Raw genomic sequence first — 15,764 nt, 5'->3', positions numbered from 1 at the left:
GCCTCTCAGTACTGCTCGTAGGCGAAGTCGGCGTGGATCACGCCGCGTCCGATCCCGTCCGCCTCGGCCAGCTCCGGGTAGGGGAGGTCGGGCAGCACCTCGATCTGGGCCGCACCCTCCCACGCGTCGAGCACTCCGGCCTGGCAGACGAACATGTCGATGGTGTAGCGGCCGGGCTTGAGCCACAGGTTCTTGATGACGAGGCGTCCGCGCTGGGCCGTCGCCGGATCGAGCCACATGCCGACCAGACGCGAGTCGCACTGCGCGATGACGGTGCCGTTCTCGTCGTTGACGTGGCAGGACACGTAGTACTGCCCGGGCACGTCAGGATTGGGTCCGACTTCGAACTCGACCGACTTGTCGGCGTCCGACGTCGTGTAGAGGTCCTCGACGACGACGTCCGTGAACCGGAGCTGGCCGGACCCACCGCGGTTCGACGGGTCGGCCTGCGCGAGCGCGAAGCTCTCGAAGCTGGCCCGGTACTCGTGCAGGGTGGACTCGACGCTCCCGTGGTGCAGGAGCCGCCCGCGGTCGAGCAGCACGGCGGAGGTGCACAGCGCCTGGACGGTCTGGACCTGGTGGCTGACGTACAGGACGGTGCGCCCGTGCTGCGCGGCGTCGCGCATCTTGGCGAGCGACTTGCGCTGGAACTCCGCGTCCCCGACCGCGAGCACCTCGTCGATCGCGAGGATCTCCGTGTCCAGGTGCGCTGCGACGGCGAACGCGAGCCGGACGTACATGCCCGACGAGTACCGCTTGACGGGGGTCTCGAGGAACTTCTCCACGCCGGAGAAGTCGACGATCTCGTCGAACCGGCGCCGGATCTCCTGACGTGTCATGCCGAGCAGCGCACCGTTGAGATAGATGTTCTCGCGCCCTGTGAGCTCCGGGTGGAAGCCCGTGCCGACCTCGAGCAGGCTCCCGACGCGCCCGCGCATCTCGATGCGCCCGCGGGTCGGGGCCGTGATCCTGGTGAGGATCTTCAGCAGGGTGGACTTCCCGGCCCCGTTGCGTCCGACGATGCCGAGCGCCTCGCCCTGGGCCACGTCGAAGGTGATGCCGTCGAGCGCGTCGAACGTGCTCCACGACCTGGCGGCGCGGGGGTGCCGCAGACGCTTCAGCGCAGCCTCGGCAGCGGTCGCGGGACGGTCGCCCGAGGCACCGATCCGGTAGGTCTTGCCGACCCCGGACAGATGGATGGCGGGCGGTGTGGACGTCACGCGACCACAGTAGGTCGTGCGTGCGGGCCGGGACCACGGTGGACGGGGTGAATTGTCACGGTCCGCCGACCGTGCCGGGGACCTGGCGGCGCTCGTCCTCCCGAGATCCCGCCCGGGCGTCGGCGACCCGGGCCCGCAGCACGTGGACCCGGTGCTTCAGCGCCTCGCGCAGTCCGTCCCGCACCGGGCGTGCGGACCTGCGCGGTGCGAGGAACCCGCCGACCAGCTCGCGTGCGGCCTGCTCGTCGTCGTCGAGCTGGTCGAGGAAGGTCTCCATCTGCTTCTCGGCGTCGTCGGTGCGGTACCCCCGCGAGGCAGGGTGCGTCACGTGCACCGTCGAGTCGAGCAGGACCTCGCGTCCGGTCGCGCGGGCGTAGCACGCGGCCGCCCAGTCGATGCCCCAGCCGACGTTGTTGATGCCGTAGTCATGGCGCGCGAGCCGGACGACGGCGTCGGCCGACAGAGCCCAGACGATGCCGTCCACGAGCGCGACGTGGTGCAGGTGCTGCCCCGCGTCGGCCAGGTGGGTGACCCGCAGCGGCAGCGGCGTGAAGCTGACGTCCGGAGCCCAGACCGCGAGCCGTTCGCGCGACCCGAACGTCTCGGCGCAACGGGTGACGAGCGCCGGCCAGTCCTCGCACGTCGCGTCCGCCTGGACCTGCAGCATCACCCCGGGATCGTCCCGCTCGAGCTGGCGCCGCAGCGTCTCGGCGAACTTGGGTCCGTAGAACCAGTCGTCGGGCACGGCGACCCACTCACCAGGACCGTCCCACCGCTCGTCGTCCTGGTTGGAGTAGACGACCGTGAGGCTCCGCACCACAGGCTCGATCGCGGTCGCGACGGTCCGCGCGGACTCGCCACGCCCGGTCCAGGCGATGATGAACGCATCGATCTCGGTCATGGTCGCTCCCGGTCCGCTGGTACCGCTCACTCGTCTACCGCCCGCGCCGAGCGTACTGGCGCCGTGCGTCGTCGTTCGGGTGAAATCCGGCACGGGAGCTCTCGTAGGCCGCGTGACCGCGGGTGAAGTCTGCACGTGCTCTGCTGCCAGCGGGACCGGGGACGGATACCTTCGGTGCATGCCGAGCCCCACCGTCTCCGTCGTCATCCCGACGTACAACCGGCCGGAGCACCTGCGCACCTGCCTCGAGCACCTGGCGGGTCAGGTGCCGCCCGCCGACGCGATCGTCGTCGTGGACGCGTCCACCGGGTCCGAGTCGCGAGCCGTCGTCGAGGCCGCCGAGGGCGTGCACTACCTGCGCAACGACCTCGGCGCGGGCCACACCGCGGGCTCGCGGCAGATCGGCGTGGCCGCGACCACGACGGACGTGATCGCCTTCGTCGACGACGACGCCTACGCGAGCCCCGGCTGGTTGGCAGCGCTCCTGGTGCCGTACGGGGACCCCGCTGTCTCCGCCGTGGGCGGCCGGGCAGCCAACGGGGAGCCGGGGGAGGAGCTCGAGGGCGCGGACCAGGTGGGCAGGTTCCTCCCCGACGGGACCCTGACGGGCTTCTTCGCCGCGGATCCCGGCCACGACGTCGACGTCGACCACCTGCTGGGCGCGAACATGTCCGTGCGCCGGGCCGCGCTCGACGAGGTCGGAGGGATCCGGGACATCTATCCCGGGACGTGCTTGCGGGAGGAGACCGATGCGGTCCTCAGGATGCGTATGCGAGGGGACAGGGTCGTCTACACGCCCGCCGCCGAGGTCAGGCACGTCGCCGGTCCGTACGCGAAGGGCCGACGGTTCGACCTCCGGTACTCGTACTACGCACAGCGCAACCACCTCGTGCTCCTCGGCGCCACCGTGGGGATCCGCGACACGCACTTCCGGCGGTACCTGCTGGTGTCGCTGCGCGCCGCGGGCGGCGAGATCGCCTACGCGGCCCGGGCCTTCGGGCGGCTGCGGACCCGTGAGGGCTCGGTCGTGCGCGGGGTGGCGAACGGGCTGCTGCGCTCGGTGTCGACCTTCGCCGGGATGCTCGTCGGCCTCGGGCGAGCGATGACCCTGCCGGCCGCGGCGCGGGGCACCACCCGCTAGGTACGCGCCAGCACCTCGCGCCACACGGACGCGTGTGCGGCGGCGCTCGCGTCCCACGTGAACAGACGCGCGCGGGCGAGCCCTCGCTCGACACCGGCGTCCACGCCCTCGTCACGGGTCAGGGCGTGGACGAGACCGTCCGCGAGCCCCGCGCCGTCGGGCTCGACGAGGATCCCCGCGTCGCCGCAGACCTCCGGCAGGGAGGAGCGTGCGGCAGCGACCACGGGGACCCCGACCGCCATCGCCTCGAGCGCGGGCAGCCCGAAACCCTCGTAGATCGACGGGACGACGACGGCCCGGGCCCCGGCGACGAGACCCGGAAGCCGCTCGTCCGGCACGAGGCCGACGCGCACGGCGCCGTCGAGCGCGCCGAAGAGCCGGTCCCGGCGCTCCGACGGCGGACCGCTGAGGACCAGCGTGACGTCCGGGTGGGCGCTGCGGACGGACGGCCACGCCGCGGCGAGACCTTCGAGGTTCTTGCGGGTCGACGACCCCCCTGCGTGCAGGACGTACGGGCCGTCGACCCCGAGGTCGTGCAGCGCGCCCGGGGACAGGGGCAGGGCCTCGAAGAACCGGTCGTCGACGCCGTTGTGGACCACGTGCACGTGGTCCAGGCCGAGGCGCTCCGCGACGTCGTCGGCGGCGAACTGCGAGACGGACACGACGGCGCGTGCGCGCCGCGTCTCCTCGGCGGCGAAGGGCTCGGGCGCGGACTCGTCGGGGAACCGCCACGCGACCGTGTCGTGCACGGTGACGATCTCCGGGACCCGGGCCGGCGGGAGGGACAGGCCCATGCGGTGCACCACGTCGGCGCCCGGGTACATCAGCGCCCCGACGGCGCGACGGACCCCGGCGGGCGCCTCGCGCAGCACCCAGTGCGGCAGGCGTGCGGTCCCGGGGAGCGGGGAGCGCAGCGACCGCGTCACCGAGCGGCCGACGTCGACGTCCGGGCCCAGCGCGGACTGCGCGCGTCGCGAGACCTCACGCTCGTAGACCTGCTGTCCCATGGGCACGCCCACGGCGATGGTCGCCAGCGTCAGTCGTGGCACCCCGCACCTCCCGTCCGTCGTCCGGCAGACCGTCGTCCGCGGACCCTCATTGTCGGGGAGCGCGGCCTGGTGGCCCACGGTCAGGGCCGGGGTTCACCCGCCACGCCGGGACCCGAGGCCCGATTTCACCCGTGAGGCGAGGGAACGGGCGCCTACGCTTCCAGGGTCCGCCACCCCCCGAAGGAGGCTCATGACGACCGCGGTCGCCCTCGTCACCAGCTCGTTCCTGCCCCGGGCCGGGGGCGTCGAGGAGCACGTGCGGCACGTCGCGCACGCGTTGCGGGACGCCGGGCACCGCGTCGCCGTGTGGTCGGTGGACCAGGGCGACGAAGAAGTCCCGCACGACCTGGACGGCATCCCTGTCCGCTACCTCCCGACCCCGATGCCGGCGCGCAACGTGGGGTCCGTCGTCGACCTCGTCCGCCACGCACCCGGCGCGCTGGGTGCGTGGCGCGCGGCGTACCGGGCGGATCGACCGGACGTGCTGCACGTGCACTGCTACGGCCCGCAGGGCGTGTGGGCCCACGGGCTCTCCGCGCTCACGCGGACGCCGCTCGTGGTGACAGGACACGGAGAGACCTTCATGGACGCGCACGACGCGTTCGACACGTCGGCGCTCCTGCGCGCAGCCCTGCGCCGCTCGCTCGCCGAGGCGTCCGCCGTCACGGCCTGCTCGGGCTACGCGCTGACCGACCTGGAGCGGCGGTTCGACCTCACGCCCGGCGCGGGGACGGTCGTGCCCAACGGGATCGACCTCGACGAGGCGGGCGGAGCCCGCCCGTCGTGGCTCCCGGACCGCTACCTCCTCGCCGTCGGGCGGGTCGTGCGCACCAAGGGCTTCGACCTGCTGCTGGAGGCCTTCGCGCGGGCGGACCTGCCCGAGGACGTGCGCCTCGTCCTCGGCGGCGACGGCCCGGAGCTGGAGCCGCTGCGGCAGCAGGTCGACCGGGCCGGCCTCGCGGATCGTGTCGTGCTGCCCGGGCGGCTCTCGCGTCCTGAGATCGTCACGACGGTGGCCGCCGCGCAGGCGCTCGTCGTACCGAGCCGCGTCGAGGCGTTCGGGATCGTGGTGCTCGAGGGATGGCGCGCGGGCGTTCCGGTGGTCGTCACCTCGAGGGGAGGGCCGCCCGAGTTCGTCGACGAGGCGCGCACGGGACTCCTGGTCGACCCCGAGGACGCCGGTGCGCTCGCGCACGCGCTCGAGCGCGTGGTGCACGACCGTCCGCTCGCGGACCGGCTCGGTTCGCAGGGCCGCGCCGAGGCCGGCCGGTACAGCTGGGACCGGGTCGCCGCGGCGTACGCCGCGCTCTACCCGGCCAGAGGGTGAACTTCGCCGGCGGGCCGTGGTGGCGGCACCCGCGGCGGCTAGCCTGACGCCGTGACGCACAGGGTCGGGGTCGGCGAGGCCGGGTGGGAGCACGTCCGGCTGTACGGCCTGCACGTGGTGTCCGAGCTGCCGCTGCACCAGGACCGACCTGCGGACCCGGCCGAGCCGGTCGACGTGACGGTGCGGTGGGGCGACGAGATCGTGGACGCCTCGGAACCGGCGGACGCCCGGACCCTCCTCGACTACGCCGACGGCGACCGGGCGTTCTACACGTTCTTCGAGCGGGCATCGGGGGACTACCTGCTGCGCTTCCACCGCACGTGCGACGTGCACGTCTCGGCCGACCTCGCCACGGTCCACGTCCATCTGCGTGCGGGAGCGGACCCGGGCGTCGCCGCCATCCTCGTCACCGGGGCCGTGCTGTCCTTCCAGCTCTACCTGCGCGGTGTCGCGGTCCTGCACGGCAGCGCGGTCGACATCGGGGGTCGGGCCGTCGCGTTCGTCGGCGCGTCCGGCATGGGGAAGTCGACGATGGCGACGCTGCTGTGCGCCGCGGGCGGCTCGGTGATCACCGACGACGTCCTGCGCGTCGACCTCGACGGCACGCCCTCCGTCCGGCTCGGGGCGAGCGAGCTGCGCCTGCGCAAGGGTGCGGACGAGCTCGTCGGCCGGTTCGAGGGCGAGGATCCCGCCGTGCGCACCAGCGCGGACGCGCGGCAGGTCCTGCGGCTCGGCGCGGGTGCCGACGACGCGCTGCCCCTGGCCGCGATCGTCGTCCCCTGGCCCGACCGGGAGCACGCCGAGCTCGACGTGGAGCGGATCGAGCCGACCGTCGCGGTGTTCGCGCTCATCACCTACGCGCGGTTGCTCGGGTGGAAGGACAAGACGGTGGTCGACCGGCACTTCGCCCAGGTCGCCCAGATCGCGCGCAGCGTGCCCGTCTACCGGGCACGCGTGCCCTGGGGCCCGCCGTTCGCGCCGGACCTCGCTGAACGGCTCCTCGCCGAGCTCGACGTCTGAGCTGCCGGGGTCAGGGCGTCGACCGCCCCGGGTCGAGGTAGGCGTCCGCCTGCAGCGTGAACAGGTCGGCGTACAGCCCGCCCCGGGCCATCAGCTCGTCGTGCGTGCCGTGCTCGGCGACGCTGCCCTCGTCGAGCACGTAGATGCGGTCCGCGGACCGCACCGACGAGAAGCGGTGCGAGATGAACACCGCCGTGCGCCCGGCGAGCACGTCCCGCAGGGACTCGAAGAGGTCGTGCTCGCCCCGCGGGTCGAGCGACGCCGTCGGCTCGTCGAGGATGATCAAGGGCGCGTCGCGGTAGAACGCGCGGGCGATGGCCACCCGCTGCCACTGCCCGCCGGACAGGTCGCGCCCGCCCCGGAAGAGGCGCGAGAGCATCGTGTCGTACCCCTGGGGGAGCGCGGACAGGAAGCCGTCGGCACCCGCACGGCCCGCGGCGGCGCGGACGCGGTCGTCGTCGCCGGGCGCCTCAACGTCCCCGACCTCGACGTTGTCGCGCGCCGAGAACGCGTACCGGACGAAGTCCTGGAAGATCGGCGCCACGCGCTCGCGCACGGTCGAGCGGTCCAGGGTGCGCGTGTCGCGGCCGTCCCACCGGACGGCGCCGTCGTCGGCGTCGTAGAGCCCCGCGAGGATCTTCGCGAGCGTCGTCTTCCCGGACCCGTTCTCCCCGACGAGCGCCACCACCTCGCCGCGCCGGATCGTCACGTCGACCCCGCGCAGCGCGGGCACGTCGCTGCCCGGGTACGTGAAGCCCACGTCCTGCGCGTGGATCTCCGCGAACGACTCGGGGGCCGGGTCGCCGGCCTCGAGGGAGTCCGCGGACGGGCCCAGCTCCATGAACGCGTCGACGTCGTCGAGGAAGAGCCCTGCCTCGAAGATGGACTGCACCGACCCGAGCAGGGTCGCGACCTGGCCCTGCAGCATGCGGATCGCGACGATGGCCGCACCCGCCTGTGCCACCGTCATCTCGCCCTGCGCGATGAGCCAGACGACGAAGAACAGCGTCACCGCGAGGACGAGAGCCGAGGCGAGGTTCCCCACGACGCTCAGGAGTGTCCGGCGCCGCAGGTGGACGGCCAGGTCCTCCTGGTACCGCCCGTACAACCCGTCGAACCTGCGGCGCAGCGTGCGGCCGAGCCCGAAGGCGCGGATCTCCTTCGCCTCGTTGCGGCCCGTGAGGACGATCGACAGGTAGCCCCGCTCGCGCGCCGGGTAGGTCTGACGGACGGAGAAGTCGAACTCCAACCGGCTCTCGCGCCGGTTCGTGAGCAGCAGCGGCAGCCCACCGAGGACGAGCAGCCCGAGGAGCGCGGGATGGATGGCAGCGAGCGTCAACCCCACCGTCACGGTGACCGCGGCGCTGCCGAACGCGCCGAGGAGCGCCTGCGTCACCTGCAGTGGACGGCTCGCGGCGTTCGCGCTGACCCGCTGCAGCGAGTCGTAGAACGCGGGGGACTCGAACTGCCGCAGGCTCACGCGCGTCGCGACCGCGAGGACCTGCTGCCAGGTCCGTCGCGCGACGGAGTCGGCGAGGAACCGGCGGATCGAGCCCTGGACGCTGCCGACCAGCGCTGCCGCGCCCATGAGGACGGCGAGGGCCGCGACCGGTCCGACGAGGCCCTGCATGCTGCCGCCCTCGGACAGGTCGACGACGGCATTGAGAAAGCGTTCGACCACCAGCACCTGTCCGGCGAGCAGGACGGCTCCGACGAGCTGGAGGGCGGCGAGCGCGAGGAACAACCAGCGACCCGAGCTCCAGACCAGGGACGTGCTGCGCGCGACCAGCGTGGCGCCGCGGCGGAACGAACGCCGCTGGTTGCGCTCGCGCACCCGCAGGTCGAGCGGGTCGACGAACGTCTCGCCGTCGCCTGCCATGGCAGATCCTCCTCGCGTCGCACGGTCCTGCCGACCGCTTCGCCAGTGTCTCAGCGCCCGACCACACGCAGGAGCGCTGCGTCGGGTGAAACCTCGCCACGGGGCACCGCACCGCCGACGTCGCGCGGTACTGTCGCTCGCGGCCGGTGCGCGACGGAACGACGACCTGACGCACGGCGGTCGACCGAGGGGAGGCAGGACGGCGGTGACGGCGCAGGACGACACGACGCTGCGACCGCTCGCCCGGCTGCTGATCGACGCCGTCCGCGAGGACGCCGGGACGTCGTGCCCGCCGGGGCTGCGCGGCACCTCGCCCGAGGACGTGGTCGCAGCCGGCCGGCTGCACCGCGTGACGCCTGCCGTCGAGCGCGTGACGCGCGCGTGGCCGGACGAGCCGGCAGGCTGGCGCGCAGCCCTCGAGCAGGCCAAGCACGACCAGCTCATGCGGCACCTGCGGGCGCTCGCGGACGTGGCCGGTGCGGGCGCGGTCCTGGACGCGGCCGCGGTCCCGTGGGTCGTCGTGAAGGGTCCGGTGCTCGCCGGAGCGATCTGGCCCGTCGTGAACATGCGCGAGTACTACGACGTCGACCTCGTGGTCGCGCCGCACCGGTTCGAGGACGCGGTGGCGGCGCTGCAGGAGCGCGGGGTCCGTCTGCTCGACCGGAACTGGCCGGAGATCCGGCGCACCGGCCGCGCGGAGCTCGCGATGCTGACCCCCGCCGGGACACCGCTCGACCTGCACTGGCACGTCGCCGTCCCGGCGGAGCTGCGGCGCGCGTTCCCCCTCGACATCGACGCCATGCTCGGACGGCGCCGCCACGTCGAGGTGGGAGGACGCGCGGTGCCCACGCTCGATCCCGTCGACACGGTGCTCCACCTCGCCTTCCACGCGGCGCAGGCCGGCGCCAACCGGCTCATGTGGCTCGCGGACGTCCGCTTCGCGCTCGAGCACGGCCAGGTCGACGTCGCCGAGCTCGAACGTCGCTCGCGCGCGGCGGGGACCTGGCTCGGCGTCCGGTCGGTCCTCGCGCGCGTGCACCGGGTGCTCGGACTCCCGTCGGACCGGGTACCGCGCGGTCCGGCTCCCGCCTGGGTCCGGCTGACCGGGTTGCGCGACGCCCGTCGGCCCTTCCCCGGGCTTCCCGGAGACCCGGCGCTCGGCGGCAACGAGTACTCCGCGGCACGCCGCGGGGTGCTCGACAGCGCGGGAGTCCTCGCCCGCCACCACCTCGCCGCGCGGCGTGCAGGCCGTCAGCACGACGCAGGGCTGGACGAGCGTCGCCCGCTGCAGGTCGACGTGCCGGACGGGCAGGCGAGGCGGGACTACTTCCGCTCGGTCACGGAAACTTCTCGGTCGAGCTGACCTGGACGGCCGTCCAGCCCGTTCGGGTGAACTTTCCACCGCTGCGGGTGGAATGTTGCACGGGCCCCCGGGTCACGCCCTCGGCGCCGGTATTCTCATCGAGGTCGGGCGCAGCCGCGTGCGACGGATCCCTCGCCTCCGGGCGACCCGATAGAAAGGTCGGTGGCTCATGATGTACTCACCGCCCTCGATCACCTCCGTGGGAACGGTCCAGGGCCTGACCCTCGGCTACCCGCAGAACTGCAAGTACGGGCACGGCGCCGACAACACCCTGCCCAACCAGCTGCCTGGCCTGGCAGACGGGAGCGGCGACTGGAAGCCCGGCTGCGGACCCGGCGACCCGCTGTCCTAGAAGTGACCCTTCCGGGTCATCATCCTGACCTCCTCCGTGTCGACGATCTCGAGATCGCGAGCGGGTGGGTCTTCGGACGCACGCGCGCCCCTCAGATACCCCGTACCGGAGGGGCGCGCGCCGTTCTCGAGGCGGTCGTCCGCGAGTCGCTCGCAGCGGCGCCGACGTTCGTCGGTTTCTCGGGCGGGCGGGACTCGTCGCTGGTGCTGGCGGTCGCCGCCCACGTCGCCCGGCGCGACGGCCTCCCGCTCCCCGTGCCCCTCACCCTGACATTCCCTGGGGTCGCGGGGGCTGATGAGACGGAGTGGCAGGAGCTCGTGCTGGCCCACCTCGGTCTTCGCGAGCGCGTCGTCGTGCGGGTGACGGACGAGATGCGCCTGCTCGGAGAGGCCGCACGTGCCGGCCTCGCGAGTCGTGGTCTCGTGTTCCCCGCCGTGGCCCAGGTCGACGGTGTGCGGCTCGCCCAGGCCACGGGAGGGTACCTGCTGACCGGCGAAGGCGGCGACGACGTCCTCAACCGGCGTCGCGGCACGCCCCTGTACCTCCTGCGGCGTCGCCTCGCGACACCTGCCCTGCCGACCCGACGTCTGCTCCGCGAGGTCGCGGGCGCCCTCCGGCCGGTCCGCACGCTCCCCCGTGGCCGGTACCGCGACGCCCTGCCCGAGTGGTTGCGCCAGGACGCCGCGAGCGAGGCAGCGTCGCGGCTCGCCGCCGACGACACGTCGCCGTTGCGCTGGGACCGTGCCGTGCACGGTCTGCTCGGCTCGCGGGCGACGCACGTCGTCCTGAACAACCTGTCGGTCGTCGCGCGCGAGCACGACGTCCGCTACGTCCACCCGCTGGTCGACCCACGGTTCGTCGGGGCGCTCGCCGTGGACGGCGGCGCCTGGGGCTTCGCCGGTCGCACGGACGTGATGCGTCGCCTCGCCGCGGACCTGCTTCCCGACGCGGTCCTCGCACGCACGTCCAAGGCCTGGTTCAACGCGACGCGGTGGGGGCCCGAGGAACGGGCGTTCGCACGGAGCTGGGACGGGTCGGGCATCGACCGGGACCTCGTCGACCACGACGTGCTGCGCGCATCCTGGGCGACGACCGCACCTCCCGCGGCCGCAGAGCTGCTGCTGCACGCGGCCTGGATCGGCTCGGGAGGGGCCAGCCGGTCACCCGGGTGAAATACACCCCGGAAAGGTTCTCGCCGCAAACGATCGGGCCTACGCTCACGATTGCTGGAAACGATCGCCTGCGGCGAGGTGAAAGGCCGTCCGGTCACCGACCGTGATGACGAGCACGACATCGTGAGAGGAGGAAACGATGGCTTACGAGGCACCCAAGATCTCGCGTGTCGGCTCCGTGCGCGGACTGACGCTCGGGTGGGACACCTGGCGCGAGTACCAGGACGAGGCGTACTTCTACGGGCACAAGATCCCGCTCCCCGGCTCCGGCGACGACGACGGCAGTGACCTGAGCTGACCACCTGTGCTGCGCGGCGCCGTCTGGCACGGCGTCGCGCAGCAGCACCCGATCTCGAGGTTGACCTGTGGACGACCGTCCCGACCCGTTCCGGCGGCTCACTCCGTTCGAGGTCGCGCTCTCTGCTCCTGTCGGCACGTCCGAGCACGCGCTGCGGGCGACCGTCGTCGGCTCCGCGCGCGCCGCGCTCGAGCGTTCCGTTCTCCCCGCGCTCCGTACCGGTTCCTGCCGCGTGCTGTTCTCCGGGGGGCGCGACTCCTCCCTCGTCCTCGCGGTCGCGACCGCGGTCGCACGCAGGGAGGGTCTTCCGCTTCCCGTCCCGGTCACGGCGGTGTACCCGGGGATGCCCGAGGCCGACGAGAGCGAGTGGCAGGCCCGCGTCCTCGGGCATCTCCGCCTGACGGAGCGCATCGTGATCGAGGTTCGTGCCGAGCGAAGTCTCCTGGGCGACGTCTCGGTGGGATCCCTCGCACGGCGGGGCCTCGTGTGGCCCGCCGCGGTGCAGAGCCAGCCGATGCTGTTCGACGGGCTCGGCCACGGCGTGTACGTGCTCACGGGCGAGGCCGGTGACGGCGTGCTGGCCCCGGTGCGCGGGACGCCCCTGCACCTCCTCGCTTCCTCCCGCCGGCGGCCGTCGCGCGCACTCGTGCGGGCCGCGATCGGGGCGCTCGAGCCGTCGACCCTCGCACGGTGGCGCCTCCTGCACGGGGACGGTCTGCACGACGCGGCGCCCTGGCTCCGGCCGCGAGCGCTCCGGGCCCTCGTCCGCGAGTCGGTCGAGGCGCGCGGGCCGTTGCGTTGGGACGCGGCCAAGCGCGCGCTCATGGAGCGCCGCGGCTCGGTCATCGCGCTGCACAACATCGTCGCAGGCGCCGCGGAGCAGGGCGTGACGCTCAGCCACCCCCTCGCGGACGAGTCGTTCGTGGCGGCGCTCGCGGCGGACGGCGGCGCACGGGGGTTCCGTGGTCGGACGGACACGTTCCGCCGCCTCGGCGCCGACCTGCTGCCCGACGATGTCCTGGCACGCTCGACCAAGGCGCGCTTCAACTCCTCCCGCTGGGGCGACCGCGAGCGCGACTTCGCCGCCTCGTGGGACGGTAGCGGTGTGGACCCCGAGCTCGTCGACGTCGAGCGCCTGCGGCGCGAGTGGTTGGGAGATGCGCTGCCCTCTGCCCAGTTCCTCGTCCATGCGGCGTGGCTCGCGACCGCCCCACGGACCACCCGGACCACGGCATGAGCGCCGTGACGACGCTGCGTCGGCTGGCGCGCGGGGCACGACGAGTGCCGCTCTCCCGGTGGCCGGGCCTCGTCCGGACGGCGGGGCTCGTCGTCGCGATCGAGATCGGCGTCCGGACGGCGCGTCTGCCACGCGTCTCGGGGTGGGCAGGCGTGCCGCTGGCCGACGCGCCACCGACGCCCGCGTCGTCGGCGACACCGGCCACCGATCGTCCGGCGCCGCTCGAGCTGAGCGTTCGCGAGCGGGTCGGCGTCGAGGACGCGCGCCGGGTGCTGTCCGTCCCCGGGGTCGACGGGACGTGCTTGCGGCAGTCGCTCCTCGTCGGCCACGTCCTGCGCCGGCGGGCGCCTCGGCTGGTCCTCGGCGTCGCGAAGCGGGGCGGCGCCGTCGCCGCGCACGCGTGGATCGAGGTCGAGGGGTGGACGATCGACGACTTCCACGTCCTGGCGCGCCCGCCCGTCGGATTCGAGCGGTTGCCCGCCGGAGTCTCCTGAGCCGGAGTCAGCGGAGCAGCTGGTGCTCGACGAGCTCGTCCACGAACGCCTGCGCGTCACGCAGCGCGTCGTCACGCTGGATCTCGAACTGGGCGACGAGGGCGTCGGCGAGGTCGTCGAGACTGCGGTCCTCGACGAGCAGCTTGGTCAGCAGCGCGCCGCTGGCGTTGGTCGTCAGGTAGACGGAACGCTCGAGGTCCAGCAGGACCAGCTCGCCGTCGATCTCCTGCCAGGTCACACCGTCGGTGCGGATCTGCATCTCGTCCTCCGTCCGCCGGGCCGTCCGGCCGGTTCAGGCTACCGGCGCGTCCCGTGCCGGGCGAGGATGAAAACGGTCCTCCCGCCGGCGCAGCACCGCCGCGGCGGTGCCGCCCAGGGCACCGACGAGCAGGACCGAGGCGACGACGTCGCTGGGTCGATGGGCATGCCCGATCACGGATGCGACGCACGCCATGGTGATCAACGCCCCGGCGGTGAGCGCCGCCGGACGCGTCGCCCACGGCCACAGCAGCACCGCGGCCACGGAGAGGGCCGCGGCCGCGGTCACGTGGCCCGAGGGCAAGGTGTTGTGCGTGTACCCGAGGTCACCGAGGAACGGCCGGGTCAGGGCGACGTCCCGCAGCCAGCCGGAGAGCGGCACCGCGACGAGGACGAGCCCGGTCGCGAGCGTGACGGCCAGCCACCGGCGTCGGACCAGGGCCACCACGCCGAGGACGACGCACAGCAGGACGAGCACCGCCGGCAGCACCGCACGCACGAGCGCCGCGACGAGCTGCACCCCGTACGGGAAGCCCTGGAACGAGGCGAACCCTGCGACGTCGACCTCTTGGCCGACGTACGTCCGCACGGCGACGAGGTACAGGACGACGAACCCGAGGGCGAACACGCCGACGCCGACGAGGTCCCACGGGACACGGGTGCGCCGCGCCGTCGCGGTCCTCACGTCAGGCACCGCGGACGAGGCCACGGTCGAGCTCGTCGACGAGGTGGCGCGCGATCTCCAGCGACGCCGTCGCCGCGGGGGAGGGCGCGTTGATCACGTGCACCTGGCGCGGACCGCGCGCGATCAGGAAGTCGTCGACGAGCGAGCCGTCGCGCGCGAGCGCCTGGGCCCGCACGCCGGCCGGCGCCGGGACGAGGTCCTCGGGACCGATCCCCGGGACGAGCCGGGCGAGCGACGCCGCGAAGAGCCGCCGCGACGCCGAACGGGCCACCTCTCTCGCGCCGGGGACGAGGTTGCGCGCGCCGAGACGCCACAGACCGGGCCACGACAGCTCGTCGCGCAGGTCACGCAGCGACACGTCGCGCCAGGTGTAGCCCTCCCGGGCGAGTGCGAGCACCGCGTTCGGTCCGGCGTGCACGCCGCCGTGGACCATCCGCGTCAGGTGGACACCGAGGAACGGGAACCGGGGGTCGGGGACCGGGTAGATCAGGCCATGGACACGCTCCGCCGCGTCGGGCGTGAGCTCGAAGTACTCGCCGCGGAACGGGACGATGCGGGCGTCGACCCGGACGCCGCACGTCCGGGCGAGGCGGTCGGCGTACAGACCCGCGCACGCGACCATGGCGTCGGCGCGCACCATCTCGTCCCCGTCGCGACCTGTGACCTGGACGCGCAGGCCCGTGGTGTCGTGGGTCACGCCCATGACGCGTGTCCCGGTGCGCAGCCGGCCCCCGGCCGCGCGCACCTGGTCGGCCAGGACCCCGCACACGCCGCGATAGTCGACGATCCCCGTCGACTCGACCCGCAGCGCGGCGACGCACGACACCTCGGGCTCGTGCTCGCGTGCCTCGGCGGTGGAGACGCGCCGCGCCGGCACGCCGTTGGCGACCGCGCGCTCGGCGAGGACGTCCAGCCGCGCCCGCTCGCCCTCGTCCACCGCCACGACGAGCTTGCCGCACGTCTCGACGGCGACGCCGTGCTCGCGGGCGAACAAGCTCATCGACTCCGCGCCCGCTCGCCCGAGCCGCGCCTTGAGGCTGCCCGGGCGGTAGTAGAGACCGGAATGGATGACCCCGGAGTTGCGGCCCGTCTGGTGCCGGGCGACGTCGTCCTCCTTCTCGACGACCACGACCTCGTCGCCGCGGGCCGCGAGCCGCGCGGCCGTCGCGAGCCCGACGATGCCGGCGCCCACCACCACAACCTTCATGCGTCGCTCTCCTCGCGCTGCGCGGTCCTCGTCCGAGGCTAGTGCGCCGGCGCTCGCAGTGACCATGCGCACGGCGGGTGATTCCGGGCCCCGGCGTGCGGCGCCCGACCTGTCACCGGCCCGGCGTACGCTGGCTCCTGCTCGTCCGAGCCCGCCCGATC

16 protein-coding genes are annotated in these 15,764 nt (G+C 73.6%); 9 read left to right on the top strand and 7 right to left on the bottom strand.

What is annotated here, in order from left to right:
• Positions 1-5: 5 nt before the first annotated feature.
• Together IF651_RS07715 and IF651_RS07710 are read right to left on the bottom strand one after the other, a co-directional pair.
• A complete protein-coding gene (locus IF651_RS07715) occupies positions 6-1,220 on the bottom strand; it encodes an ABC transporter ATP-binding protein (RefSeq protein ID WP_206715235.1) in 1,215 nt (404 codons plus the stop codon).
• Between the two features lie 55 nt (positions 1,221-1,275).
• The gene (locus IF651_RS07710; RefSeq protein WP_191828537.1) at positions 1,276-2,121 is read right to left on the bottom strand and encodes a hypothetical protein; all 846 of its coding nucleotides are present in this window, start codon (positions 2,119-2,121) and stop codon (positions 1,276-1,278) included.
• A gap of 178 nt (positions 2,122-2,299) precedes the next feature.
• Here IF651_RS07710 and IF651_RS07705 point away from each other — a divergent pair, with 178 nt between their 5' ends.
• Positions 2,300-3,262 carry a glycosyltransferase family 2 protein gene (locus IF651_RS07705; RefSeq protein ID WP_191828536.1) on the top strand — a complete coding sequence of 321 codons (963 nt, stop codon included), beginning with the start codon at positions 2,300-2,302 and terminating at the stop codon, positions 3,260-3,262.
• Here the strand turns inward: IF651_RS07705 and IF651_RS07700 are convergent.
• A complete protein-coding gene (locus IF651_RS07700) occupies positions 3,259-4,311 on the bottom strand; it encodes a glycosyltransferase (protein ID WP_191828535.1) in 1,053 nt (350 codons plus the stop codon). The two genes, IF651_RS07705 and IF651_RS07700, sit on opposite strands and share 4 nt — an antisense overlap.
• A 190-nt stretch (positions 4,312-4,501) precedes the next feature.
• Here IF651_RS07700 and IF651_RS07695 point away from each other — a divergent pair, with 190 nt between their 5' ends.
• Positions 4,502-5,638, top strand: a complete 1,137-nt coding sequence (locus tag IF651_RS07695) for a glycosyltransferase family 4 protein (RefSeq protein WP_191828534.1) — start codon at positions 4,502-4,504, stop codon at positions 5,636-5,638.
• A gap of 51 nt (positions 5,639-5,689) precedes the next feature.
• Positions 5,690-6,658 carry a phosphoenolpyruvate carboxykinase (ATP) gene (locus tag IF651_RS07690; RefSeq protein ID WP_191828533.1) on the top strand — a complete coding sequence of 323 codons (969 nt, stop codon included), beginning with the start codon at positions 5,690-5,692 and terminating at the stop codon, positions 6,656-6,658.
• 10 nt (positions 6,659-6,668) lie between these two features.
• Here the strand turns inward: IF651_RS07690 and IF651_RS07685 are convergent, their stop codons facing one another.
• Positions 6,669-8,537, bottom strand: coding sequence for an ABC transporter ATP-binding protein (locus IF651_RS07685; protein ID WP_191828532.1), 1,869 nt, complete (start codon positions 8,535-8,537; stop codon positions 6,669-6,671).
• A gap of 205 nt (positions 8,538-8,742) precedes the next feature.
• On the opposite strand from IF651_RS07685, the gene IF651_RS07680 reads away from it, so the two are divergent.
• The 6 genes from IF651_RS07680 (at position 8,743) to IF651_RS07655 (ending at position 13,453) form a co-directional block, all read left to right on the top strand.
• Positions 8,743-9,900 (top strand): nucleotidyltransferase family protein, encoded by a 1,158-nt coding sequence (locus tag IF651_RS07680; protein WP_191828531.1) that lies wholly within the window; start codon positions 8,743-8,745, stop codon positions 9,898-9,900.
• A gap of 169 nt (positions 9,901-10,069) precedes the next feature.
• The gene (locus IF651_RS07675; RefSeq protein WP_191828530.1) at positions 10,070-10,252 is read left to right on the top strand and encodes a hypothetical protein; all 183 of its coding nucleotides are present in this window, start codon (positions 10,070-10,072) and stop codon (positions 10,250-10,252) included.
• A 2-nt stretch (positions 10,253-10,254) separates the two neighbouring features.
• Positions 10,255-11,424, top strand: a complete 1,170-nt coding sequence (locus IF651_RS07670; RefSeq protein WP_191828529.1) for an asparagine synthase-related protein — start codon at positions 10,255-10,257, stop codon at positions 11,422-11,424.
• Positions 11,425-11,563: 139 nt separating this feature from the next.
• On the top strand, positions 11,564-11,722 hold the full coding sequence (locus IF651_RS07665) for a lasso RiPP family leader peptide-containing protein (RefSeq protein ID WP_191828528.1): 159 nt from the start codon (positions 11,564-11,566) through the stop codon (positions 11,720-11,722).
• Between the two features lie 67 nt (positions 11,723-11,789).
• The gene (locus tag IF651_RS07660; RefSeq protein ID WP_191828527.1) at positions 11,790-12,959 is read left to right on the top strand and encodes an asparagine synthase-related protein; all 1,170 of its coding nucleotides are present in this window, start codon (positions 11,790-11,792) and stop codon (positions 12,957-12,959) included.
• Positions 12,956-13,453 carry a lasso peptide biosynthesis B2 protein gene (locus IF651_RS07655; RefSeq protein ID WP_191828526.1) on the top strand — a complete coding sequence of 166 codons (498 nt, stop codon included), beginning with the start codon at positions 12,956-12,958 and terminating at the stop codon, positions 13,451-13,453. Before IF651_RS07660 ends, IF651_RS07655 begins: the two co-directional genes overlap by 4 nt.
• A gap of 7 nt (positions 13,454-13,460) precedes the next feature.
• On the opposite strand, the gene IF651_RS07650 is transcribed toward IF651_RS07655, so the two are convergent.
• Genes IF651_RS07650 through lhgO form a run of 3 tightly spaced genes read right to left on the bottom strand, consistent with a single transcriptional unit; the run spans position 13,461 to position 15,669 of the window.
• Complete coding sequence (locus tag IF651_RS07650) at positions 13,461-13,712, bottom strand: PqqD family protein (protein WP_191828525.1); 252 nt, start codon at positions 13,710-13,712, stop codon at positions 13,461-13,463.
• Between the two features lie 33 nt (positions 13,713-13,745).
• Positions 13,746-14,396, bottom strand: a complete 651-nt coding sequence (locus tag IF651_RS18195; RefSeq protein WP_191828524.1) for a phosphatase PAP2 family protein — start codon at positions 14,394-14,396, stop codon at positions 13,746-13,748.
• Between the two features lies 1 nt (position 14,397).
• Positions 14,398-15,669: an L-2-hydroxyglutarate oxidase gene (gene lhgO / locus IF651_RS07640; protein ID WP_338403834.1), complete on the bottom strand. Its 1,272-nt coding sequence runs from the start codon at positions 15,667-15,669 to the stop codon at positions 14,398-14,400.
• Positions 15,670-15,764: the final 95 nt, after the last annotated feature.

This window comes from Cellulosimicrobium arenosum, from assembly GCF_014837295.1.
Lineage (GTDB): Bacteria > Actinomycetota > Actinomycetes > Actinomycetales > Cellulomonadaceae > Cellulosimicrobium > Cellulosimicrobium arenosum.
The sequence above is the reverse complement of the archived record's forward strand: the minus strand, read 5'-3'. Positions and strand labels throughout refer to the sequence as shown.

Coding starts and splice junctions, on each gene's coding strand:
- IF651_RS07685 (WP_191828532.1), bottom strand. CDS start 8,537: ATGGCAGGCGACGGCGAGACGTTCGTCGACCCGCTCGACCTGCGGGTG.
- IF651_RS07650 (WP_191828525.1), bottom strand. CDS start 13,712: ATGCAGATCCGCACCGACGGTGTGACCTGGCAGGAGATCGACGGCGAG.
- IF651_RS07665 (WP_191828528.1), top strand. CDS start 11,564: ATGGCTTACGAGGCACCCAAGATCTCGCGTGTCGGCTCCGTGCGCGGA.
- IF651_RS07705 (WP_191828536.1), top strand. CDS start 2,300: ATGCCGAGCCCCACCGTCTCCGTCGTCATCCCGACGTACAACCGGCCG.
- IF651_RS07695 (WP_191828534.1), top strand. CDS start 4,502: ATGACGACCGCGGTCGCCCTCGTCACCAGCTCGTTCCTGCCCCGGGCC.
- IF651_RS07655 (WP_191828526.1), top strand. CDS start 12,956: ATGAGCGCCGTGACGACGCTGCGTCGGCTGGCGCGCGGGGCACGACGA.
- IF651_RS07675 (WP_191828530.1), top strand. CDS start 10,070: ATGATGTACTCACCGCCCTCGATCACCTCCGTGGGAACGGTCCAGGGC.
- lhgO (WP_338403834.1), bottom strand. CDS start 15,669: ATGGTCACTGCGAGCGCCGGCGCACTAGCCTCGGACGAGGACCGCGCA.
- IF651_RS07710 (WP_191828537.1), bottom strand. CDS start 2,121: ATGACCGAGATCGATGCGTTCATCATCGCCTGGACCGGGCGTGGCGAG.